At 60.4% G+C, this 21,922-nt stretch carries 27 protein-coding genes and 1 tRNA gene; 10 read left to right on the top strand and 18 right to left on the bottom strand.

Annotated elements, in window-relative coordinates; genetic code table 11:
• The first annotated feature begins 10 nt into the window (after positions 1-10).
• Genes EDE05_RS22295 through EDE05_RS22280 form a run of 4 tightly spaced genes read left to right on the top strand, consistent with a single transcriptional unit; the run spans position 11 to position 2,238 of the window.
• Positions 11-241 carry a hypothetical protein gene (locus tag EDE05_RS22295; protein WP_105374295.1) on the top strand — a complete coding sequence of 77 codons (231 nt, stop codon included), beginning with the start codon at positions 11-13 and terminating at the stop codon, positions 239-241.
• Positions 238-891, top strand: coding sequence for an HAD family hydrolase (locus tag EDE05_RS22290; protein ID WP_105374294.1), 654 nt, complete (start codon positions 238-240; stop codon positions 889-891). The genes EDE05_RS22295 and EDE05_RS22290 overlap by 4 nt, the downstream gene beginning before the upstream one ends.
• Before the next feature lie 10 nt (positions 892-901).
• On the top strand, positions 902-1,693 hold the full coding sequence (locus EDE05_RS22285) for an ATP12 family chaperone protein (protein ID WP_112803359.1): 792 nt from the start codon (positions 902-904) through the stop codon (positions 1,691-1,693).
• Positions 1,694-1,749: 56 nt separating this feature from the next.
• Positions 1,750-2,238: a hypothetical protein gene (locus EDE05_RS22280; protein ID WP_105374292.1), complete on the top strand. Its 489-nt coding sequence runs from the start codon at positions 1,750-1,752 to the stop codon at positions 2,236-2,238.
• 3 nt (positions 2,239-2,241) lie between these two features.
• On the opposite strand, the gene fghA is transcribed toward EDE05_RS22280, so the two are convergent.
• From fghA to EDE05_RS22235, 9 genes are all read right to left on the bottom strand, one after another.
• Positions 2,242-3,075, bottom strand: coding sequence for an S-formylglutathione hydrolase (fghA, locus tag EDE05_RS22275; RefSeq protein WP_105374291.1), 834 nt, complete (start codon positions 3,073-3,075; stop codon positions 2,242-2,244).
• Positions 3,075-3,536 (bottom strand): YaiI/YqxD family protein, encoded by a 462-nt coding sequence (locus tag EDE05_RS22270; protein ID WP_105374290.1) that lies wholly within the window; start codon positions 3,534-3,536, stop codon positions 3,075-3,077. Before EDE05_RS22270 ends, fghA begins: the two co-directional genes overlap by 1 nt.
• 60 nt (positions 3,537-3,596) lie before the next feature.
• On the bottom strand, positions 3,597-3,785 hold the full coding sequence (locus EDE05_RS22265) for a YegP family protein (RefSeq protein WP_105374289.1): 189 nt from the start codon (positions 3,783-3,785) through the stop codon (positions 3,597-3,599).
• Positions 3,786-3,853: 68 nt separating this feature from the next.
• Entirely contained in the window at positions 3,854-4,981 is a 1,128-nt protein-coding gene (locus tag EDE05_RS22260; RefSeq protein ID WP_112803357.1) for an S-(hydroxymethyl)glutathione dehydrogenase/class III alcohol dehydrogenase, read from the bottom strand.
• A 97-nt stretch (positions 4,982-5,078) separates the two neighbouring features.
• A complete protein-coding gene (locus EDE05_RS22255) occupies positions 5,079-5,702 on the bottom strand; it encodes a GNAT family N-acetyltransferase (protein WP_105374287.1) in 624 nt (207 codons plus the stop codon).
• Between the two features lie 46 nt (positions 5,703-5,748).
• Positions 5,749-7,020 (bottom strand): hypothetical protein, encoded by a 1,272-nt coding sequence (locus EDE05_RS22250; protein ID WP_105374286.1) that lies wholly within the window; start codon positions 7,018-7,020, stop codon positions 5,749-5,751.
• 130 nt (positions 7,021-7,150) lie between these two features.
• Complete coding sequence (locus EDE05_RS22245; protein ID WP_132413182.1) at positions 7,151-7,861, bottom strand: hypothetical protein; 711 nt, start codon at positions 7,859-7,861, stop codon at positions 7,151-7,153.
• A gap of 98 nt (positions 7,862-7,959) precedes the next feature.
• Complete coding sequence (locus tag EDE05_RS22240; protein ID WP_105374284.1) at positions 7,960-8,880, bottom strand: DMT family transporter; 921 nt, start codon at positions 8,878-8,880, stop codon at positions 7,960-7,962.
• 116 nt (positions 8,881-8,996) lie between these two features.
• Positions 8,997-9,081, bottom strand: a tRNA-Leu gene (locus tag EDE05_RS22235).
• A gap of 175 nt (positions 9,082-9,256) precedes the next feature.
• On the opposite strand from EDE05_RS22235, the gene lipB reads away from it, so the two are divergent.
• A complete protein-coding gene (gene lipB / locus EDE05_RS22230) occupies positions 9,257-9,976 on the top strand; it encodes a lipoyl(octanoyl) transferase LipB (protein ID WP_105374283.1) in 720 nt (239 codons plus the stop codon).
• A gap of 10 nt (positions 9,977-9,986) precedes the next feature.
• Positions 9,987-10,409 (top strand): OsmC family protein, encoded by a 423-nt coding sequence (locus EDE05_RS22225; RefSeq protein WP_105374282.1) that lies wholly within the window; start codon positions 9,987-9,989, stop codon positions 10,407-10,409.
• Here the strand turns inward: EDE05_RS22225 and EDE05_RS22220 are convergent.
• The 3 genes from EDE05_RS22220 to EDE05_RS22210 form a co-directional block, all read right to left on the bottom strand.
• The gene (locus EDE05_RS22220) at positions 10,406-10,903 is read right to left on the bottom strand and encodes a BON domain-containing protein (protein WP_157949101.1); all 498 of its coding nucleotides are present in this window, start codon (positions 10,901-10,903) and stop codon (positions 10,406-10,408) included. The genes EDE05_RS22225 and EDE05_RS22220 overlap by 4 nt on opposite strands.
• Before the next feature lie 64 nt (positions 10,904-10,967).
• Positions 10,968-11,225: a BON domain-containing protein gene (locus tag EDE05_RS22215; RefSeq protein ID WP_105374280.1), complete on the bottom strand. Its 258-nt coding sequence runs from the start codon at positions 11,223-11,225 to the stop codon at positions 10,968-10,970.
• A gap of 65 nt (positions 11,226-11,290) precedes the next feature.
• Entirely contained in the window at positions 11,291-11,782 is a 492-nt protein-coding gene (locus tag EDE05_RS22210) for a peptide deformylase (protein WP_105374279.1), read from the bottom strand.
• A 202-nt stretch (positions 11,783-11,984) separates the two neighbouring features.
• Here EDE05_RS22210 and mgtE point away from each other — a divergent pair, with 202 nt between their 5' ends.
• Together mgtE and EDE05_RS22200 are read left to right on the top strand one after the other, a co-directional pair.
• Complete coding sequence (gene mgtE, locus EDE05_RS22205; RefSeq protein WP_105374278.1) at positions 11,985-13,400, top strand: magnesium transporter; 1,416 nt, start codon at positions 11,985-11,987, stop codon at positions 13,398-13,400.
• A 67-nt stretch (positions 13,401-13,467) separates the two neighbouring features.
• The gene (locus tag EDE05_RS22200; RefSeq protein ID WP_105374277.1) at positions 13,468-13,854 is read left to right on the top strand and encodes a MerR family DNA-binding transcriptional regulator; all 387 of its coding nucleotides are present in this window, start codon (positions 13,468-13,470) and stop codon (positions 13,852-13,854) included.
• A 23-nt stretch (positions 13,855-13,877) separates the two neighbouring features.
• Here the strand turns inward: EDE05_RS22200 and EDE05_RS22195 are convergent, their stop codons facing one another.
• The gene (locus EDE05_RS22195; RefSeq protein WP_245422997.1) at positions 13,878-14,864 is read right to left on the bottom strand and encodes a DUF1624 domain-containing protein; all 987 of its coding nucleotides are present in this window, start codon (positions 14,862-14,864) and stop codon (positions 13,878-13,880) included.
• 12 nt (positions 14,865-14,876) lie between these two features.
• A complete protein-coding gene (locus EDE05_RS22190; protein WP_105374276.1) occupies positions 14,877-15,578 on the bottom strand; it encodes a DUF599 family protein in 702 nt (233 codons plus the stop codon).
• Between the two features lie 499 nt (positions 15,579-16,077).
• Here EDE05_RS22190 and EDE05_RS22185 point away from each other — a divergent pair, with 499 nt between their 5' ends.
• A complete protein-coding gene (locus EDE05_RS22185) occupies positions 16,078-17,478 on the top strand; it encodes an L-serine ammonia-lyase (protein WP_105374275.1) in 1,401 nt (466 codons plus the stop codon).
• 70 nt (positions 17,479-17,548) lie between these two features.
• A complete protein-coding gene (locus tag EDE05_RS22180) occupies positions 17,549-17,986 on the top strand; it encodes a DUF1489 family protein (RefSeq protein WP_112803352.1) in 438 nt (145 codons plus the stop codon).
• 1 nt (position 17,987) lies between these two features.
• On the opposite strand, the gene EDE05_RS22175 is transcribed toward EDE05_RS22180, so the two are convergent.
• From EDE05_RS22175 to EDE05_RS22155, 4 genes are all read right to left on the bottom strand, one after another.
• On the bottom strand, positions 17,988-18,257 hold the full coding sequence (locus EDE05_RS22175) for a hypothetical protein (protein WP_112803350.1): 270 nt from the start codon (positions 18,255-18,257) through the stop codon (positions 17,988-17,990).
• 86 nt (positions 18,258-18,343) lie between these two features.
• The gene (locus EDE05_RS22170; protein WP_132413192.1) at positions 18,344-19,867 is read right to left on the bottom strand and encodes a D-alanyl-D-alanine carboxypeptidase; all 1,524 of its coding nucleotides are present in this window, start codon (positions 19,865-19,867) and stop codon (positions 18,344-18,346) included.
• 141 nt (positions 19,868-20,008) lie between these two features.
• Positions 20,009-20,740, bottom strand: a complete 732-nt coding sequence (locus tag EDE05_RS22165; protein WP_112803346.1) for a hypothetical protein — start codon at positions 20,738-20,740, stop codon at positions 20,009-20,011.
• A gap of 545 nt (positions 20,741-21,285) precedes the next feature.
• Entirely contained in the window at positions 21,286-21,897 is a 612-nt protein-coding gene (locus tag EDE05_RS22155; protein ID WP_105374271.1) for a transglutaminase-like cysteine peptidase, read from the bottom strand.
• Between the last annotated feature and the right edge of the window lie 25 nt (positions 21,898-21,922).

The following is a 21,922-nucleotide window of genomic DNA, read 5'->3' as shown; positions in this document are numbered from 1 at the left end:
GTCAGGCAGAATGTTTCAAATGAATCCGGGTATTCCCGTTATCGCCTTCGCGGTGATTTTCGGTGCGTTGTTTATCTTTTTATGCCGTAAGCCAAACCGGTACATTAAGGATGCGACCAAACAGTCCATCGATGCAGCCAGCGAAAATACCAAAGCAATCGTGGCGAACACGGCGGCGCTTCGCGAACACACCGAGATCTTGCGCCAGTATCTCTCTGCGAAATCAGCGGAAAGCAAATGAAACTCGTTCTCTTCGATTGCGACGGTACGCTGGTCGACAGCGCCGGTCTCATCCACGAAACCATGCGCCGAACCTTCGCGCAATTCGGCAAGCCCGAACCGCAGGTCGAGGATACGAAGGCGATCATTGGACTGACGCTCGACATCGCGATTTCCCGAATGCAGGGAAAGGAGCATGTGGACGACGAGGCGGTCGCGATGACGGCCTATTACAAATCGCTGTTTTCGGTCGTCCGGCAGGACCTCGACTTCAAGGAGCCGCTGTTCCCGGGAATCCGGGCGCTGATCGATGAAATCGGCCCGCGCGAGGATCTGCTGATCGGCGCCGTTACCGGCAAGTCGCGGCGCGGGCTCAATCTCATCATGGAAACGCATGGCTTCCACACATACTTCGTCGTGGGGCGGACGGCGGACGATTGTCCCTCCAAGCCGCATCCGGCGATGGTGACGGAATGCTGCGACGAAACCGGCATGAGAGCGGCCGATACTCTTGTCATAGGCGACGCCATTTACGATATGCAGATGGCAAAGGCTGCCGGCGCCATGGCGATCGGCGTTTCCTGGGGTTATGCCTCGGTGGAAGAGCTGACGAAAGCCGGAGCCGACGCGATCGTCCATCATCCAAGCGAGATTCTCGCCCATATCGGCTGAGGTTGTTTTTATGCGCGACATCTTTCCCGACCCTTCGGACGTGCTGAGCCATGCGGATCCGACCAAGCGGGCGCAGATCCAGATGCAGAAGCCGCTGCCGAAACGTTTCTACAAGGAGGTAGGTGTCGCCGAAGGCGAGGGCGGTCACGCTATCCATCTCGACGGCAAGCCGGTGAAAACCCCTGCCAGGAACAGCCTTGTCGTTCCGACCGCAAGGCTGGCGGAACTTGTACGTGACGAATGGGCGTCGCAGGTGGAGGTCATCGACCCCCGCACCATGCCGGTCACAAGGCTCGTCAACACCGCAATCGACGGGGTTGCCGCCGATCCCCAGGCCGTATTCGAGGATATTCTCAGATTTTCGTCGAGCGACATGCTCTGCTACCGGGCCGAGGGACCTGAAAATCTTGTTATCAGGCAGAACGACAACTGGGATCCGATCATGGACTGGGCGGCGAACGAACTCGGTGCCCGCTTCATCCTGATCGAGGGCGTCATGCCTCGGGACCAACCCAAGGAGGCGATCGCCGCCTTTGCCGTGACGCTTCGCAAATACGATACCCCGATCGAACTGGCGGCATTGCATACGGTGACGTCGCTGACCGGATCGGCGATCCTGGCACTTGCCTTCGCGGAAGACCGCATCACGGATCAGGAAGCGTGGACGCTTGCCCATCTCGACGAGGACTGGACCAACGAGCTTTGGGGGGCCGACGCGGAAGCGGAGCATCGCCGCGCCAAGCGGTTCGAAGAAATGCAGGCGGCGGCGGCAGTTTTTCTCTCTCTGCGCCCCATCGCTTAAGCCTTCTCTAACCCTGTTTGGTGGAACATCCGGAAGTCTCGTCTTCCGGGTTTTTCATGTTCCGCCGCCTGTCCCGTTTTGCTCTTATCGTGCTCACGGCATTGCCGTTGACCGCATTTCGCATGCCCGCAGGGCACGAAAAGCGGGAGCAACTTCTTTATGACGTGCGCGGTGCGTTCGTGACGGCGCGCGGCAATGTTCCGCAGGGATTGGTGATCGCCACCGACATGCTTGTGGACGAGGCGATCCGCGGAACCACCCGTGCGTCCATGCTGCCGCGGACGATCATCGCCATCCGGATAGAGAAGGCCTCGCGCATCCCGCAATTGATCGGCAGCCGGCATGAGGCGAAAGTAACCGTCCAGGTGATTTCCGTCAGCAGCGGCGAGGCAATTGCCGAGGGAAGTTTCGAGACATCCGTCTTCCTACTGGAAGCAGGCGAGGCGGATAAGACGCTCGCCGAAAAGATCGCCGATCGGATCGCCTCAGAATTTCGCCTCAAGGGCGACGGGCGTCCGGCGATCGCGAGCGCGCTGTTTCCGTAAGGCTCATGCCAGCCGGTCCGCATGCCAGCGCAGATGGTCGTCCATGAAGGTGGAGATGAAGTAGTAGGAGTGGTCGTAGCGTTCGTGCATGCGCAGCGTCAGGCCGATATCGGTTCCCTCGGTCGCCTCCTCGAACAGCCACGGCCTGAGCCCGTTTTCCAGAAAGCCGTCCGCCTTGCCCTGGTCGATCAGGAACTCAGGAAAACGCGCGCCGTCTTCGACCAACGCGCAGGCATCGTATTGACGCCAGCTGGATTTGTCGGAGCCGAGATACTTTTCGAAAGCCGGCGCCGACCAGTCGGCCGTCGACGGCTGGACGATCGGCGCGAAGGCCGAGCAGCTTTTGAAGCGGCCCGGGTTTTTGAGCGCAATCGTCATGGCGCCGTGACCTCCCATGGAGTGACCGAAAATGCCCTGGCGGCTCATGTCCATGCGGAAGTGCTGGCTGACGAAGTTAGGCAGTTCCTCGGTGATGTAGGTGTACATCCGGTAGTGTTCCGACCAGGGCTTCTCGGTGGCGTCCAGGTAGAAACCGGCGCCCTTGCCCATCTGCCAATTGGTGAGTTCGTCCGGCACGTCGTTGCCGCGCGGGCTCGTATCCGGGCAGACGATGATGAGGCCCAGCTCCGAAGCCAACCGCCGGTATTCGCCCTTCTCCATGACGTTGGCATGGGTGCAGGTGAGGCCGGAGAGATACCAGAGGACGGGGCAGGGCTCTCGAATCGCTTTCGGCGGCACGAAGACCGCGAAGGTCATTTCGCAGCGGCAGGCTTCTGAATCATGGGCGAAGACGCCCTGCATGCCGCCGAAGGCGGTGTTCTGCGACAGAACTTTCATTATCGGTTTCCGGATTGCATTTCATTTTTGGAGCGGCGGCAGAGCCTGTCCAGCGTTTCGAGGAATTTGGATCGGTCACGCGGAGAGAAGGCGGCGTTGTAGCCCTTGCTTTCGCCGGTCTCGCGCAGATGCGCGCCGAGGTCGCGCATCGCGCTTGCCATTCCGATGTTCGCCTCGTCGAAAAGGCGGCCGGTCGGGCCTGTCACCAACGCGCCTCTGGAAACGCATCGAACGGCAAGCGGCACATCGGCGGTCACCACGATGTCGCCGGCATCTGCGTGCTCGGCGATCCAGTCGTCAGCCGCGTCGAATGCGCCCGAGACGATGACATTTCGAATCATGGGGTCCCTGGAAGGACGAAGGCCGGAATTGGCGACAAAGGTTACCTCAAGGCCGTGACGTTCCGCGACCTTGAGGATTTCCGGCTTTACCGGGCAGGCGTCGGCGTCGACATAGATCATGCTGCGTCATTCTCTGCAGGGGAACAATGCCGGCCGAGCCCGAACCGCGAGGACGAGGCCTCAGGCCATCGCCGTGGTCTGGTCGTCCGTGGTCGCCCCCGGCGCATTCTTCTTGATGGATTCAATGGCGGCAACGGCCGAAGCCTTTGCCGAATAGCCTTCGGACGAGAACAAGGTCTGGCCGTTCGATGCCTTGAAGCGGAAACGGAATTCGTCAGATTTGTCCTTGTAGATTTCGAACTTGTACATTCGGGAGTCCCCTCATTTGCAACACACAAGATGATAGAAGCGTTGTTCCCAAAGACAAGCCGGGCGTCTCAATAAACCACGACGCTTCGGATGCTTTCGCCGCCATGCATCAGTTCGAAGCCCTTGTTGATGTCTTCCAGCGGCATCGTGTGGGTGATCATCGGGTCGATCTCGATCTTACCCTGCATGTACCAGTCGACGATCTTCGGCACGTCGGTGCGGCCGCGGGCGCCGCCGAAGGCAGTGCCCATCCAGGTACGGCCGGTGACGAGCTGGAAGGGCCGGGTCGAAATTTCCTGACCGGCGCCTGCGACGCCGATGATGACTGACTTGCCCCAGCCGCGATGCGAACTTTCCAGCGCCTGGCGCATCACCTTCGTATTGCCGGTGCAGTCGAAGGTGTAGTCGGCGCCGCCGATCTGGTCGGCCCCGCGCTTGGTCATGTTGACGAGATAAGGGACGATGTCGTCGCCGACCTCCTTGGGGTTAACGAAATGGGTCATGCCGAAACGTTCGCCCCAGGCCTTCTTGTCGTTGTTCAAATCGACGCCGATGATCATGTCAGCGCCGGCAAGCCTGAGCCCTTGGATGACGTTCAGACCGATGCCGCCGAGGCCGAAGACGACCGCCGTCGATCCGACCTCCACCTTGGCCGTGTTGATGACCGCGCCGATGCCGGTCGTCACGCCGCAGCCGATATAACAGACCTTATCGAAGGGAGCGTCCGGATTGATTTTAGCAAGCGCGATCTCCGGCAGTACGGTGTAATTGGCAAAGGTCGAGCAGCCCATGTAGTGGTGGATCTTGTCCTTGCCGATCGAGAAGCGCGACGTCCCGTCCGGCATCAGACCCTGGCCCTGGGTGGAGCGGATCGCCGTGCAAAGATTGGTCTTGCGCGACAGACAGGACGGGCATTCGCGGCATTCCGGGGTATAAAGCGGGATGACATGATCGCCCTTCTTCACCGAGGTGACGCCGGGGCCGACATCAACGACGATGCCGGCGCCTTCATGGCCGAGGATTGCCGGGAAGAGGCCTTCGGGATCGGCACCCGACAGGGTGAAATCATCGGTATGGCAGATGCCGGTCGCCTTGATCTCCACCAGAACCTCGCCGGCCCGCGGGCCTTCGAGCTGCACGGTCATCACTTCCAGCGGTTTTCCAGCCTCTACGGCAACGGCGGCGCGGACATCCATGTCTCTCTCCCTTGGTGCATTCAAGAATCTTCGGCGGACCTTCGCACGGCCCGGCACATCGGCTCAAGCCGGAAGGAGCCATTTGCCGTCGCAATTGCTATGCTCTGCTACGATCCAAAAGCGGCACATGCGGCGAGGCGTTTTTCGGCGCCTGGCCGCAAAGGCGGGGGTCATCGAAAACTTCGACCATCAAGGCATAGGGGATGAAACCCGAGCGTCGGTAGAAGGGTAATGCGGCGGGCGAGTCGAAGTGGCAGGTATGGAGCCAGAAACGGCTTATCGGGCGAGCCCAGGCCTTTTCGATCGCGTGGTTCATAAGAAAGCGACCGGCGCCCTTGCCGATAGCGTCGCGGACGATCCCGAAGAAGACGAGCTCACATTCCCCATCCTGGCGAAAGTCGAGCTCGAGCAGGCCGATCTGACGTCCGCCGTCCTTAAGGACGTAGATCTCGACAAGCGGGTCGTGGAGAATTGCAGCAAGCGCTTGATCCTCCATGACAAGGCGTGAGACCCACATCCAATCTTCTCCGACCGCCCGGAAAAGAGAACGGTAGCCTTCAAGGTCCGGAGATTGCCACGCTTCCACAACAAGCGAACAATCGTTGCCGCGGGAGGGTGTTTCCGGCGGTGCCAGCATCTCCAGGCAAGTGACGACGGTCGCAAGTTTGCCCGGCGGAACGGCGGAATAGCCAGACGGCAGTGGAGGGTTCTCGGTCTTCATGCGCCCTTTGGAGCCATTCCGCCCATTATTGTCAAGGATCGCCGCTTCACCCGAACAGATGATCGCAGGCAAAGACCACGGCATAAGCATGGATAAAAAGCGCTGCATAGAGGCCAAGTCCCGCCATCAGCCGTTCGCCGGGATGCATCGGGTCAAGGCTCCTTCGCGGCTTGACGGCGCTGAAGCCCATGAGGCTGACGAGTGTGAAGACCGCCAGTGCGGCGATAAGTGCTGTTGCCGACATGCCGATGCTATAGCCGACCCACAACTGCAGCAGGGTCACTCCGAAACTGCCGGCGACAAGCAGGCGGCGGCTCGTGAAAATCTGGCGCAGAACCTGACCGCCGTCGAAGCGATACATAGGCAGCAGATTGAGGAGATTGAAGGCTCCGAGGATGAGGAGGAAAAGGAGTGCGAAGTCCCGGACGAGAGCTGGCAGGAAATTTGAGGCGGCGAGTTCGTAAGCGGAGACCAAAACCGGCACCAGGAAGGCAGACATGCCCGGCCCCATGAGCGCGCAAGTGGCGACCTCGAAGCGGCTGTTATAGGGGCGGCCGCCGATCGCAAGGCCGCCGAGCAGCGGCACGAAGATTATCCGCGCGCCCTGGTGGCCGAAGGCGCGATAGGCAAGCAAATGACCCATTTCGTGGAGCACGATAACCACGGTGAGCATGGTCGAGATCGTCAGGCCCGCCGCGCTGAGGCCGAAGAACGGCCAGAGCAGCAGCGTGGACAGGACGGCGAGACACACCTGAACGAGTGGGTGCTCGATTGCCAGGCCGCTCTTTTTATGACCGCCCTCCAGCCATCCGGTCAGAGACTGCAGGGTACGTCGAATCATGAAATAGCGAAACAGGTAGAGAGCCAAGCCACGATAAGTGTCTGTTTCGGCGAAGGTGACCGTAGCACCGCCGGGGGTGGCCGAAACGGATCTGTATTCCTCGAAATTCCGCCAGAAGGACACGTCTAGAGCACTGTCCTCGAGCACCCGGGCGCGGCTTTCGTAGCAGCCATGATCGGGGTCGAGGCGATCGTCGATCCGGAATATCCTGCGGATCGGATCGCCGTGGCGATCGGGGTGGGTGTAGGCGACCTCGATGCAGCCGGTCTGCGTTTTGTCCGCCTCGACCCAGAGGATCGCGGGATTCCAGCCTGTCGCTTCTCCGCCGGGTTTAACCGCCTGCCAGAGGCGTTCGGGAGCGATGGCGATGGAACGGCGCAACTCGATCCGGCGGCGGCCGAGCGGCGCCGCCATCAATAGCCAGATAAGGCCGAGATTGAGCGAAAGCAGCAGCGTGGCGGATAAAAGGGGCGGCATAGGCACCTCCGGCGCCGGCTCGGGTTTGGCCGGTCGTCCGAGGCAGCTTAACGGGATCCGTTTTCCGCGGGATTTAGCCAAATGCTAAAATCCGAGCGAGGCCGTGGGAATTGCGACGCAGGGCATGCGCTCAGGCGGCGAGTTCCTCGGAAGACGGATGTACGTCGTTGGTGACCAGCCAAGGAGCGGAACGGAGGGCGTGGCGCGGTCTGTCGAGGGTTACGATCGCGTCGATCATCTCGCGCCATGCAGGGTGATGGGCGGACGCACTTGCCAGCCCGTCGATCTCGCGCAGCACCACCACCTCGAGCGGCGAGAGCACCAGCCGGCCGCGCTCCACTGCGCTGCGCAGCACCCGCCAGATATAGGCAAGGTCGTGAGCCGCAATTCCCGGCGAGGCGGGGCGGATGGCATGATAGGCGCCGCGGGCATCTGCCTGCAGGGCGAGACGGATTTGGTCCAATGTGAAGGCCGACAGGCTTTCGGGAGCTTCGGGCGCGACCTCTATGACGTGAAGGAGAAGCTCCAGCTCGGCGGGTGAACGCACCACACAATCGTCAGCGATCGAGCGCATCAGCCAGCCGGCCTTGGCTTCGTCAACGACACCGCGCGGCACGCAGCCGTGAACGAGAAACATCGTCAGGCTCTCGACAAAATAGGCCACCCATTCGGGGCTGTGCTCGGGACAATGGTCGTTCAGCGCAAGAAGAGTGAGCGCATCATCAAACGAACCGATTCCTTCCGGGAACGTGTATCTGCGCAGCCTCAGAACGTCGTCGGCATCGATCCGACATTTCCCGGCGATCAGACATGCCGGAAAAGAAAAGCGGTACCCGCTCATCCCCCATCTCCGTTTCCTCATGAAACCAATCTGGGTCTTAGAGCGCGGAAGTTGAAGGTTCGAAAAGGAGTGGAGTTAATCGCTTCTCAAAGAGGCCTTCAAAGAGCTTCGGCCTGTTTCGATTTCGAACGCTCGCGCCAGATGATGAAAAGGCCGGAGGCGACGATGATCAGTATGCCAAGCCATTTGGACGCGGTCGGAAAATCGCCGAATAGGGCATAACCGAGCACGGTCGCCGAGATGATCTCGAAATACTGGAACGGCGCGAGCAGCGACAGCGGCGCCAGCCGGAAGGCCCGCACCACCAGCAGGTGCATGTAGCCGGAAATGGAGCCGAGCAGAATCAGCAGAAAAAGGCCCAGCCAGGAGGAGGGAAGTGAAGGGGTGAAATCGGCCGCGCCCATGCCGCTCCCCATCACCAGCGCCGCGCTCATGAACAAGGTGCCGCCGATGCCCGCCATGGTCTGCATGACGAGCGGCGAATCGGCATCGCCGATCGCACGGTTGAGGAACAGGTAGAGCGTAAAGAGAAAGGCGCAGGCTATCGGCAGCAGCGCCGTCCAGCCGAAGATCGCGTAACTCGGCTGGATGACGATCATGGCTCCACCGAAACCGACGAGGATCGCCAGCCACCGCCGCCAACCGACCTTCTCCCCCAAAAAGATCGCCGACATCATGGTGAGCATGAAGGGTTCGACGAAATAGATGGCGAACACGTCGGCGAGGGGCATGTATTTGACCGCGACGAAGAACATCAGGCTGGCACCAGCGTGCAGCACGCCGCGCAGCAGGTTCATCCATGGCCTTTGCGCCCTGAACACTGCGGCTCCTGTAAAGAAGACGAGCGGCAATACACAGAGGAGCTGGAACAAGAACCGATAGAAGGTCACCTGTCCCGGAGACATCGATTCGAACGTCGCCATGTATTTGGCGATCGCATCCATCAACGGCAGGATGAACATGCAGACGGCCATGATGGCCATGCCCTTCACGGGATTTTCAGATGCGGAGGAGGGCATGCCGGACGCTTTCGAAGAGGGAAAGTTCTTCAATCACAGCCATTCGGAGGGTTCAAGCCGGGGATGAGCCAGGCATGGGCCAGACAACAAAAAACCCGGCCGGAGCCGGGTTGATTTGGTGCGGTCGAGAAGACTCGAACTTCCACGTCTTGCGACACAGCGACCTCAACGCTGCGCGTCTACCAATTCCGCCACGACCGCATCGTGGTAGGTGCCGATTTGCGCCGGCGGGGCTGCATGTAGCAAAAGCATCTGGGGTGCACAAGTGCGCCGTGACAGATTTTTGAAGGATAAAAATCGCCTGTGGAAATGCCTATATGAAAACGGCCGAAAAGCCCCGCTTGCCGCATCCCTTCGATATTGTAAGAAGACTTTCATGTTGACCCGCACCGATCTCGATCTTTCCATGATGCCCCAGCCCGGTTCACCGCCGGTGCGCTGGCGCATCTCCGATGGCCTCGTGCCCTATGAAGAGGCGATCAGGCAGATGGAGGACGAGGTGGCGGCGATCGCCGACGGACGTGCCGACGAGCTTGTCTGGCTGCTCGAACACCCGCCGCTCTATACAGCCGGTACAAGCGCCGATTCCGCCGACCTGATCGAGCCTGATCGCTTTCCCGTCTTCGCGACGGGCCGGGGCGGCGAATATACCTATCACGGGCCCGGGCAGCGGGTCGCGTATGTGATGCTCGACCTCAAGCGGCGCCGACAGGATGTGCGCGCTTATGTGGGAGCGCTCGAAGAGGTGGTGATCCGCACGCTGGACCTGATGAACGTGCGCGGAGAGCGGCGCGAGGACAGGGTGGGGGTCTGGGTGCGGCGACCGGAAAAGCCGCCGTTGCCGGATGGAAGCATGGCCGAAGACAAGATCGCGGCTCTCGGCATCCGCCTGCGGCGCTGGGTCAGTTTCCACGGCCTGTCGCTCAACGTTGACCCCGATCTCTCCCACTTTACGGGAATCGTGCCCTGCGGAATCAGCACCTACGGCGTCACGAGCCTTGTCGATCTCGGTTTGCCGGTGATGATGGCGGATGTGGATATGCGCCTGCGAGAAGCTTTCGAAAGCATCTTTGGCCCGACGGTATCCGAAAACTGAAAGGGCAAGCATGGTAGACATCAAGGTCAAGGCCCGGCCGATCGGCGCCAAAGCAGTTCTCGGACGTATCGGTCACCCGCAGGTGACAAGCGAGACGGCGGGCGGGCTGGAGGTTGTCACCGGCGCCTCCGAACCCGGCTTCAATCCGCTGGACCTGATGTTTGCTTCGCTCGCCTCCTGCCTCGTCCTGAGCGGGCGGATCGCTGCAAGCAAGCTCGGCATCCTCGATAGGCTCGCCGAGGTCAGGGCGCATGTGACCGGCGAGAAAGCCCATGAAGGGCCTTCCCGTATCATCCGCTTCGCCGTGAGCCTGGAAGTTGACGGGGACCTGACGGACAGTCAGAAAGCCGAGATCGCCCATATGGCGGAGGAGATCTGCACGGTCAGCAATACGCTGAAAGGATCGCCCGAGTTCTCGATCGAAACCGCCTAATCGTCATCCGGAATCCGGCTGTCGACACCCGCGAGCCTGAGATTGTTCACAACCTGCCGAACGCCTGCGATTGTCTGGATGTGACGGCCGATCTTGCGGGACGTGGCCGCATCGTCCACCACGCCTTCAAGGGTCACCACACCGCCGTCCACATGAACGTCGACCGCCTCCATAGGCACGATGTCAAGGCTTTCGATTGAATCGGTAACCCGTTCTTCGAGATCATCCGACTCTTCCAGCCCTTCCGTACCTGGGGAGGTACTATCGACGACACGTTCCTCCAATCCGTCAAAATCAGCCTCGTCCACCCGATATCCGCGATTGCGGCCGCTATCGAAGTTGGCCTTCGGATCACCATAAGCGGCGTTGTCGACAGGACGTGCACCGGCACCGGCCGCATCGTCGTAGGGCCAGCCCTCATCGATATTGCGGTCGTCATAATCGCGAAAATCCTCTTCGCGGGAAATGTCATCGGCCTTCCTCTTGGATGGCATGGGGCTCTCCTGTCCGTTCAACATGGAACCCGGCGCACCAGCCGATGCGCCGGGTAGATTAGCCTCAATGGCTCGTGGATGTGCCATTCTTGTTACCCGTCAGGGTCAGATGGCTTTCGACATCATGCACGCCATCCACGGTTTCCGCGCTCAGCACCGCTTTGCGGGCTGAAAACACGGTATCGACAGAACCTTCGAGGACTATCTTCGTTCCCTCGGCATGCGGTTCTATCGCCGAGGCGTCGACATCCGGTAGACCAGCCAGACGTTCGGCGACCTTCCGCTCGAGTTCAACCCCACTTTTTACTTGAGATCCGTTCATCGTTGTCGCTCCTCATGGCTTGCGAGCGAAAAACGACCGAAGGGAGTTTTTGTTCGGCTTATCGGCTAAGTTCCTTTTTCCCACTTGCGGGTGAGGCGGTCGCGTTTTAGCCGGGAAAGGCGCTTCAGCCAGAAAATACCGTCGAGCTGATCAATTTCGTGCTGCATACAGATGGCGTAAAAATCTTCAGCGTCCTCCTCGTGGCGGGTGCCGTCGAGATCCTGATAGCGGAAACGGATTTTTCTCGGCCTCTCGACCTCATCAGTAGCGCCAGGCATGGAGACACTGCCTTCCATGTGGCGCATGGTTTCTGCGGAGAAGGAAAGAACCTCTGGGTTGACGTAGAAGCGTGGACCAAGCTCCCGGGATAGCTCCAACACCACGAGACGCGTCAACACCCCGACATGTGCGGCGGTTATGCCGACGCCGGGGGCCGCGCGCATGGTGTCGAGAAGATCGCGGGCGAGGGTTCGGAGCTGATCGTCAAAGACGGTGACCGGTGCACAGGGTTTCGAAAGGCCCGGATCCGGATATCTGAGAATGGGACGAAGGGTCATGATAATTCCTCTCGCCGGTAGAGCGACATTGCATGCGCCTTTGCGGTATCCTTTTGCCATGCAGACTGGACCCGGGCGACCATTTGTTCTAGCAGGAAAACGAGTGGCTGGGGCAGTGGCTCCGGATCGAGCTATCCGGTTGTTGACAATATGCTTTTAGCCGCCATTCTCCTTACGTCGATTACAGCAGCGAGGGCGGCAGATGAGCGATATCGGCGAAGATGACCGCCTGCGCACCAAGACCGACGAAGCAGGTGGCGACATCTATTCCGAGGACGGCTCCATCCGCGCCGATTTTCTGGCCATGGTCGGTGCCGCGATCGCCGATCGTGACGTACTTTTCCTGCGCCAGCACGTCGCACGGCTGCACGAATCGGAACTCGGCGACCTCCTTGAGGCCATACTGCCGGACCAGCGCCTTGCACTCGTCAAATTGCTCGGCGATCACTTCGACCTGACCGCACTGACCGAGGTTGACGAAGCGATCCGCATGGAGATCGTCGACCAGATGCCGAATGCGCAGATTGCCGCGGCGATCGGCGATCTCGATTCGGACGACGCGGTCTACATCCTTGAAGACCTCAACCAGGAGGACCGGGAAGAGATTCTCGCGCAGCTGCCGTTTACCGAACGGGTGAGGCTGCGCAGGGCACTGGACTATCCCGAACAATCGGCCGGCCGGCGCATGCAGACGGAATTCGTCGCCGTGCCGCCGTTCTGGACCGTGGGTCAGACGATCGACTACATGCGCGACGAGGAGGACCTGCCGGAGAGCTTCACGCAGATCTTCGTCATCGATCCGACGTTCAAACTGCTCGGCGTCGTCGACCTCGACAAGATCCTGCGCACCAAACGGCAGGTGAAGGTCGAGACGATCATGCGGGAGACGAATTATCCGATTCCCGCCGACATGGACCAGGAGGAGGCCGCCCAGCTCTTCGAACAGTACGACCTCCTGTCGGCAGCGGTGGTTGACGAGAACGGCCGGCTTGTCGGCGTGCTCACCATCGACGACGTGGTCGACGTGATCCAGGAGGAGGCGGAAGAAGACATCATGCGCCTCTCGGGCGTCGGCGATGAAGAACTCTCCGACTCGGTGACGCAAACTTCCCGGTCCCGCGTGCCGTGGCTGCTCATCAATCTCTTCACTGCCTTTATTTCGGCCTCCGTCATCTCGCTTTTCGAGGCAACCATCGAGGAAGTGGTGGCACTGGCGATCCTGATGCCGATCGTGGCCGGCATGGGGGGAAATGCGGGATCCCAGACGATGACCGTGACGGTGCGGGCTCTCGCCACCCGCAATCTCGACATCCACAACGCCTGGCGCGTTGCCCGCCGCGAGGCCGGCGTGGGGCTCATCAACGGCGTCGTAATCGGCTGCCTCGTCGGCATTGTAGCCGGCCTGTGGTTCCACGACGTCAATATCGGCGGGCTGATAGCCACCGCCATGCTGATCAACATGTTTGCGGCTGCCATGGCCGGCATCATGATTCCGCTGGTCCTCGACCGGGCAGGCGCCGACCCCGCGGTATCCTCGGCAGTCTTCGTCACGGCGATCACCGATACCACGGGCTTTTTCTCGTTTCTCGGCCTGGCAACGCTGTGGCTGCTCGGCTGAGCGCGGCAAAAATTGACTGTTACGTAAAAGTCAATTATTTTCGCCCGACGAGTAGCAGGATGGGATCGTGAACAAATATTATAGCATAACGGAGCTGACGCGCGAATTCGGGGTTTCTACCCGCACGCTTCGTTTCTACGAGGACGAGGGTCTTCTCCAGCCCGAACGGCGGGGCCGCACGCGGCTTTTCCGCGCGGCAGACCGAAGGCTGCTCCAAGAAATCCTGCGCGGGCGCCGGATCGGCTTCACGATCGCCGAGATCCGAGAGATCATCAAGGTCTACAAGGAGCCGCCGGGCGAACTTGGTCAGCTCAAGCTGATGATGAAGCGCATTGACGAGAAGCGCGAAGAGCTTCGCCAGAAACGCAAGGACATCGACGAGACCCTCGACGAGCTCAACAATGCGGAAGAAGCCTGCCTGACGCGGCTCGCCGAAATCGGTGTCGGGACCTGACCGATCATTGACCCTTTCGACCGCTATTGCGCCTCGATCGAGCATTGCTGCGCGAGCGACTGGACGCGGTCATCCTGGGGCGACACCTGGCCAGACTGCAGCGGGACGAGCAGCGATTGTGAGATCAGCCGGTGCGCGGTGCAACCGCAGAAGCGCTGGCAGAGACCGGGATCGTTGTTTTCGCCGCGGCATGCCGTCTCGCAGCTGAGCATATAACCGACGCGGGGATCCGGTGGCGGCGCGGGCTGCACCAGCGAGAACAGATAGACCGCGGAGATCAGCAGCGGCTGGTGTACCAGATAGACGACCAGGCTGTGCCGGCCGGCTTTCGAAAGAAGGTTCGGCGCGGCCTGTAGTGCGGCAAGGCGCGGTAGCCAATTTCTTGAAACGGCAAGCCGTGCCGTGGCAATGCCGGCCAGCAAGGCGGCGATCCAGGGAAACAGCGGCACGTAGTCATTCGAGCGCGGCGGTATTTCCGCAAAACCCAGCCAGGCGAGCAACCGGATGTTGAAAGCGCTGGAATCGAGTATTCCGGGCATCAGGCCGTAGTTGACGATCATTGCGGCGACGATCGCCACCACCGCACCGGCGGTGAAAAGGACGGGCAAGCGTAGGAAGGCAAGACCGATCAGGCTCGATAGAGCAATATTGTGCAGGATGCCGAAATAGATCCATCCATTCGCGAAGGCGATCCGTGTGGCAAGGCTGATGGCCAATGCCGCCCCGGCAACGACAGCAAAACGGTACCAGAACGAGCGCCAGCGGATCTGAGGGAAATGCGCAAGAACGAGACTGACGCCGGCCAGGAACAGGAAGGAGCTCGCGATCACGCGGGCATAGATGCGGAAGAACCCTTGCGTTGCGGTGCCGGGCTCCAGATAGCCGAAAAATTCTAGGTCCCAGCTGAAATGATAGGTCGCCATGGCGACGAGAGCGACGCCGCGCAGCGTATCGATAAGCGTAATGCGGGGTGCGCGCAGCCCGGGGCCGGGATTTTCTGCAACGGTCACTGACGGCCTTTCTCAGTTACTGCGGATCTCGTCCATGATCGCCAGCCGCGCTTCGGAGAAATATTGGCGACGAGCGAGCACGAAGATGACGAACAGGGTCATCGCCATGAACATATAGGGCCCGGCAAACCAACCGAGATAACCCACCGACAAAAACAGCGCCCTGAGCCCGGCATTGAAATGTTTCGCGGCGATGGTGTTCATGCGCACCACCTGATCGGCGGCACGTTCGGCAGCCGCCCGATCGATGTTGGTGTCGTGCATCATCGGCAGCGCGCCGAACAGGATGGTGCAGTAGTTGAAGAGCCGATACGACCAGCCGAACTTGAAAAAGGCGTAGCCGAACAGGAATGTCAGCCCTGCCACCTTAACCTCGAAAGCGGTGCGTCCGCCGTAAGCGACCAGCGGCAGGCTGCCGAATACGGCTTCGACCTGATCCGTCGCTCCCAGCAGCGCGAAACAGCCGCCGATCGCGAAGATCGAGGTCGAGGCGAAAAAGGCGGTGCCATTCTGCAGGCCGGCCATGATCTGAGTGTCGATCATCTTCAGGTCGCGGCGCAAGGAATTGTAGATCCAGCGTTTGCGTCGTTCGGCCATGGCGCGATTGAGGCTGGAGCGCGGGAAGAAGCGGGCGCCGGCACCGGCGGTGATCCAGGAATATAGGGCCCAGAGAAGAGCAAAGAGGGCAAGCGCGATGTAGTCAGCTGTCGTCATGGTGCTCACCGGATGGGGAATCAGTCCATGTTTCCGTCATGCGTTGTTTCCGGCCTATCGGCAAGAGCGGCGGAACCTGGGAAGGTTCTGTGGGTTAATTCCGATAAAGCTGTGACCGGCGCCATTTTTCCGCCATCTTCCTTATTGCGAAAGCGGGCGGAGTTTAATAAACGATTAGCCATGACGGTCCGCTGAGGACTTTAAAATGCGGCAATCCAACGGAGACCAAATGGAAGAAACTGTAGAGAAATCCTGCTGGGGCGTGACCATCAAGGCGCTGGCGGGGTTTGCGGGCGCTTTGGCTCTTGCCTACCTGTTCGGCGCTATCTGATCTTTCGCCCATAAATCCGATTTTCCATTCACTCGGCGTGGTATTCAAACCACGCCGTTTCTATTTGTGCTATGTCGCGGCCGTCAAAAGGGATGTCGGGCAGTCGCCGAAGAAGCCGCCACGCCTGACATAGACTCGGGCCATAACCGTATCAGTGCCGGGATCGCCATGTTTCTTTCTGTATTCGACGTCTTCAAGATCGGTATCGGCCCATCCAGCTCGCATACGATGGGGCCGATGTCGGCCGCAAACCGTTTCCTCGCTCTTATCCTTTCCAACGATTGGCCGAGGCCGATGGGAGCGCATGTCGGAGCGCTGAAAGTCAGTCTGCATGGTTCGCTGGCTTTTACCGGAATTGGTCACGGAACGGGCAGGGCGGTGATCCTCGGGCTGATGGGCGAAGAGCCGGCGAGCGTGGATCCGGACCGCATGGACGAGATCATCGCCGAGGTCGAACGGACCGGTCGCGTGACGCCGCCAGATCATCCGGCCTACGAGTTCCAGCCAAAGACTGACCTGATCTTCGACAAGAAGCAGCCGTTGCCCGGCCACGCCAACGGCATGAGCTTTTCGGCTTTCGATCGGGACGGGCGCCTGCTCCTCAAGCGCATCTATTATTCGATCGGCGGTGGCTTCGTGGTGACCGACACCGAACTGGAAGCGATGCGGACCTCTAAGAAGGCGTCCAGTGATGCCCGTGTCCCCTATCCCTTCTCCACGGCAAAACAGATGCTCGACATGGCGCGCGGCTCGGGCCTGACGATCGCTCAGATGAAGCGAGCCAATGAAGAGACCAAGATGAGCGCGGCTGAGCTCGACGCCGGCCTCGATGGCATATGGAATGCGATGAGCAGTTGCATCGACCGCGGCCTCAAGGTCGACGGCATCATGCCCGGCGGATTGAAGGTGAAGCGGCGGGCACGCGCCATCCACGACAAGCTGAACGAAGAATGGCGCAGCAACCGGCTGAATCCGGTGCTCGCGAACGATTGGCTGAGCGTCTATGCCATGGCCGTCAACGAGGAGAATGCCGGCGGTGGCCGCGTCGTCACGGCACCCACGAACGGCGCCGCGGGCGTCATCCCGGCGGCGGTTAGATATTATCTGCATTTCCACGAGGATGCGACGCAGGAGGATATCCGCAATTTCCTGCTGACGGCGGCGGCCGTCGGCGGCATCATCAAGCACAATGCCTCGATCTCGGGCGCCGAGGTCGGCTGTCAGGGCGAGGTGGGATCTGCCGCAGCCATGGCCGCGGCAGGGCTTGCCGCCGTCATGGGCGGATCGCCGGAGCAGATCGAAAACGCCGCGGAAATCGCCCTCGAACATCATCTCGGCATGACATGCGATCCCGTTGCGGGCCTCGTCCAGGTTCCCTGCATCGAGCGCAACGCTCTGGGAGCGGTAAAGGCCGTTACCGCCGCATCGCTGGCAATCAAGGGCGACGGCACCCATTTCGTGCCGCTCGATGCCTGTATCGAGACGATGCGCCAGACCGGAAACGACATGAGCGAAAAATATAAAGAGACGTCGACAGGCGGCCTCGCCGTCAACGTGGTGGAGTGCTGAGCCGTTTCGCCGCTGTGGAGTGATCGAGCAAACGCTTGACCCGGTGCCCGGATGGGTTTTCAACGGAACCATGGCTCTTCATCTCATCAAACTCTGCGTCGGCGCGGATTCGATCCAGGACCTTCGGGACTGGGTAGCGGAGCGTTCGCTCAATGCGATCGCGGCCGGGCTCGAACCGCACAGCGTCCACACCACGCGAATGGTACCGAAGCGCGTCGAGGAGCTTCTGGAGGACGGTTCGCTCTATTGGGTGATCAAGGGGCAGGTGGCGGCCCGGCAGAAGCTTCTGGGGATAGAGACGTTTACCGGCGGCGACGGCATCCAGCGCTGTCACCTGGTTCTCGGCCCGGAAGTGATTGAGACCGCGCCGCAGCCGAAACGCCCATTCCAGGGCTGGCGCTATCTAAAAGCAGAAGAAGCGCCGCGTGACCTCGGTGGATTGGGCGAGGGCGTCGCGGCGCTTCCTGAAGACCTTCGGCGGGAACTCGCCGAACTCGGACTGCTCTAAATCAACGGATCTTGAGGCGGATCGGCGCCCGGCCGGACCGCATGCCGATATGAAGATGGATATTGGCTTCCGGTTGAGAGTGACGCCAGGCGCGGGCGCCGTGGCTCAATAACATCGCAACCAGATCGCGGGTCTTTTCCTTGGAGCGGCTCAGGCCGACGCCTGCCAGCCGCATGGCGGCTTCGTGGAGAGGGTTGAGGGCGACGCCCCTTGCTTTGGTCTTGGATGCGGGCTTGAAGACAAACTCCGCGCTGTTTTCATTCATTCCCATCGGAAACCCCGTTTACGCATTACTTTTCGAGATTCCACCGCGCCGATATCTCGGCGCGGCCACTTTCCTTTTTCGGTAGCCGCCGCTCACTGGAGCGACGCCCAGCAGCTGATGCCCTTCTTCTTCAGTACGTTGCAGGCATCGACGGCCTTCTTCTGGTCATCGAAGCCGCCGAAGCGGGCTCGGTAGATCTGTTCGCCGTTGTTGCTGTGGGCGACAGTGAAAGGTTTGGCGGAACGCAATACCTTGCCGCCTTTATCCTGCGCATTCTGCAGGAGATCCTGAGCCATCTTCTGATTGGGCGAAGCGCCAATCTGGATAACCCAACCGCTCGGCCCGGAGGACTGGCTTTCCTTCACGGAAGCCTTGGTCGACGAGGTCGTAACTTCATCGACGTTCGGCTTTGGCGACCGGAGCAGGGCGACCTCTTCCTTGCGCTCCGGAATGAATTCCGGGGCCGGAGTGGGTACGGCTGCGGCGCTCGCCATTGCGGTATTCATGGCCTGGGTGATGACTTTCTTCTCGGCCGGTTCCGCCGCATAGGCAACGGCAGACGGCGAAGCGGCTGTGGGCTGTTCGTTATAACGAGCGCCCGGCTTCGGACCGCTGTTCGGCAGGTCGAGGGCAGCCATCTGACGCGCATCGGACGGAGCTGCAGCCGGCGTCGACTTGACAGGAGCCGCCGGCGTCGGCGCAATGGGAGCGGCCTGGGCGATCAGGTTCGAATTGCCGCCGCGGGAAGCCTTCGGCAGGTATTCGGCAACCAGTTGGCGCATGGTTGCGTCACGGGCAGCGCTCGAGCGGCCACCGAGAACCACCGCGACGATCGAACGTCCGTCAAGCTGGGCGGATGTCGCGAGATTGCTGCCGGCGGCGCGAGTGTAGCCGGTCTTGATGCCGTCGACACCTCTCACATTACCAACGAGGCGGTTGTGATTGCCGATCACCTGCTTGCCGAAATTAAACGTGCGGATCGAGAAGTAGCCGTAATATTGCGGAAAGTGCTGACGGAGGGCCATGCCGAGGCGGGCCTGGTCGCGCGCGGTCGTCATCTGGGCCGTATTGGGCAGGCCATGAGCATTGCGGTAGGTCGTCCGCGTCATGCCGAGTGCGCGCGCCTTGCTGGTCATCATCTGAGCAAACCGGTCTTCGGATCCGCCAAGGAATTCGCCGAGCGCTGTTGCTATGTCGTTTGCCGAGCGTGTCACAAGAGCCCGGATAGCCTGGTCTACCGTCACGGAGCCACCGGCGCGGACGCCAAGCTTGGAGGGAGGCTCTGCGGCTGCGTTGGTCGAGACCGGCACGCTCGAGTCGAGGCTGATACGGCCGGCTTCGAGCGCTTCAAAGGTCAGATAAAGCGTCATCATCTTGGTCAGCGAGGCGGGATAGCGAAGACCATCGGGATCCTCGCCATAGAGAACCTTGCCGGTCTTTGCGTCGACGACGATGCCGGCATATTTCGGGGCCGCCTCTGCAGGCGCCGCAAGGATCGAAACCGCCAGGACCAAGGTGAATAAATATCCGAGAACCCGTCCCGGAACCGTAACGCCATCCTTGGGGAAGGATGCTGAAAACATTGCTTTCGACACTGCCGCACTCATCGCTTGCATCAACTTTGCCACGTCCGGACGCTCCCCCGTCGCAGCCGTTGCCGACACTCTAGGAGAACAGCGTTACCAAGAGGTTTATGATGAACAGCAGCTTGCCTCGATGTGCTGCATTTTAGACATCAACCCGTCCGTCCGTGGCGGCTATTTCGCCAGCCGGTTTTCGACAAAAAGCCGAACTGCGGCATCAATATGTTGCCAATCCTTCAAAAGCACGCTGGAGAAGCGATAAAGGACCGTTAGATCCTGGCCGATGTGGATATCCCGCTGACAGTCTCCGCTGGTTGGCTGCTCGCCGGCGCCAGGCAGGAGGCAGCGGACCACGTAGTCAGGCGAATCGGGGCGCTGCGCCGACAGGATGATTTCCTTTCCATAGCCGGAATCAGACCGCAGCCGGTGGATGGTCAACCCGAACTTCGCAGGCTGCGGATCTCCGTCGAAGAGCTTCGAATAGATTGGCTCCAAGCGGCCGGACATGTCGCGCGACATGGTGCTTTGTGAAATCTGCAGGAAAATCAAATTTGAAGACTGGGCAATGTCATCGAAGCGGGCGCGCAGCGCGGAACTGTAACCTTGCTGTTCCGGCCAGGTGAAGTAGATGTCGACACGCTCGGTCACGCCGTTGCGGCGCTGGTCGCGGAAGCGGATCATATTGGCAGGAAGACGGAGTTTGTCCTGACCGATCTGGATCAGGAACTCCTCGGTACTATCGGTGTGACCAGCAAGCGCGATCCTTTCGCCGAACCAGCGGCCGCCAATGCTGACCGCCAATGTCAAAGCAGCGAGGAGCGCGACGATTGCCGTCAAGCGGTAGAGAAACCGGTTCGAGATCAGCGGCATTTCTTCAGTCGTAGCATCGGGGGCTGAACCTGCCATGACGTGCGCTCCATGTTCACGAAAGAAATTCGCCATGCACCGGAATGAGACGGAGACCAGGGATACGGAACGCGGTCCGGCGATTGCGCGTCAGTCTGGAATTTCATCCTTAATGTGGCGTTAACGGCTGGTCGGCGCCGGCAGGGAGGAACAGGTGCAGCTGTTTTTGCGGAATCAATGTCGTCTCGATTTCCGTTACCGATCTCGGCAGGGCGCGGCTCTTCTGCGGGGAGACACTTGGGCGGGGGGAGCCTCTATGCGACCTTCCGGAGGAAGGTTGGCTGGAATTTTCCACACGAGGACCGGGCGGCAATATGGCCGTGACGCCGGCAGCGTCGGATTTGGAGCCATCGGCGGGGGACGACGGTGGTTCTCAACGTGAAAACTGTTACGCCGCAGTTGACGATTTGCGATGCCGCGGCATCGCCTGCGGGGAACCGGTCGTCTTCGACGGTCATGTGGTGTTTGCGAGCTTCCACGACCCGTTCGGCGAGCGCCTTCAGATGTGCAGCGATCTTCCCTAAGGCGCTTTTTCGCACTCGATATTATTGGCCGACCGAGCCCACCGCCGTAGTGCGTCCATCCTGAAGCTTGACCCAGCGGGACGGATCGTCGGAAGCCTGGCGCTTCAGAAAGGTATATTCCGTGTCGGACCAGAGCATGACCTTGTTGCGCATGTTGTCGAGCACGAAATCGCCGTGGTCGGTACGGACCGTAAGGACCGCATGTCCTTCGCCGTTCGGCTGAAGCACCACGGTGATCAGCAGGTCGGAGGGATCGACGCCCTTTTTGATCAGCATCTTGCGCTTCAGCAGAACAAAATCTTCGCAGTCGCCGACGGTACGGGGATAGGCCCAGCGTTCCTCGACCCCGTAGATGTCCTGGTCAGTCATCGGCGTGATCGAGGAGTTGACGGTGTAATTGACGTCCAGGATGGTCTTCCACTTGTCCTCAGTGAGCGTGAGAGGACCGGCATCCTGGTAGGTGGCCTCACATTCGCTCGCATAGGTCTTGCAAAATTCATAGTGGCCAACCGGCGGATTGGCCTGACTGATGACGCGCATGGAGCCGGCGGAAATTGCGTGGCTGCTGCCGGCGGTAAAGATTGCTGCGAATGCGGTGATGGCGGCGAGGCCCAGTCCCTTGCTGAATTTCATTTTTATGTCTCCCCGTTGTGGGAAG

It is taken from the genome of Neorhizobium sp. R1-B (genome assembly GCF_004368875.1).
Taxonomy (GTDB): domain Bacteria; phylum Pseudomonadota; class Alphaproteobacteria; order Rhizobiales; family Rhizobiaceae; genus Neorhizobium; species Neorhizobium huautlense.
Note: the sequence above shows the minus strand (reverse complement) of the source record. Positions and strands in the feature narration are given on the sequence as shown.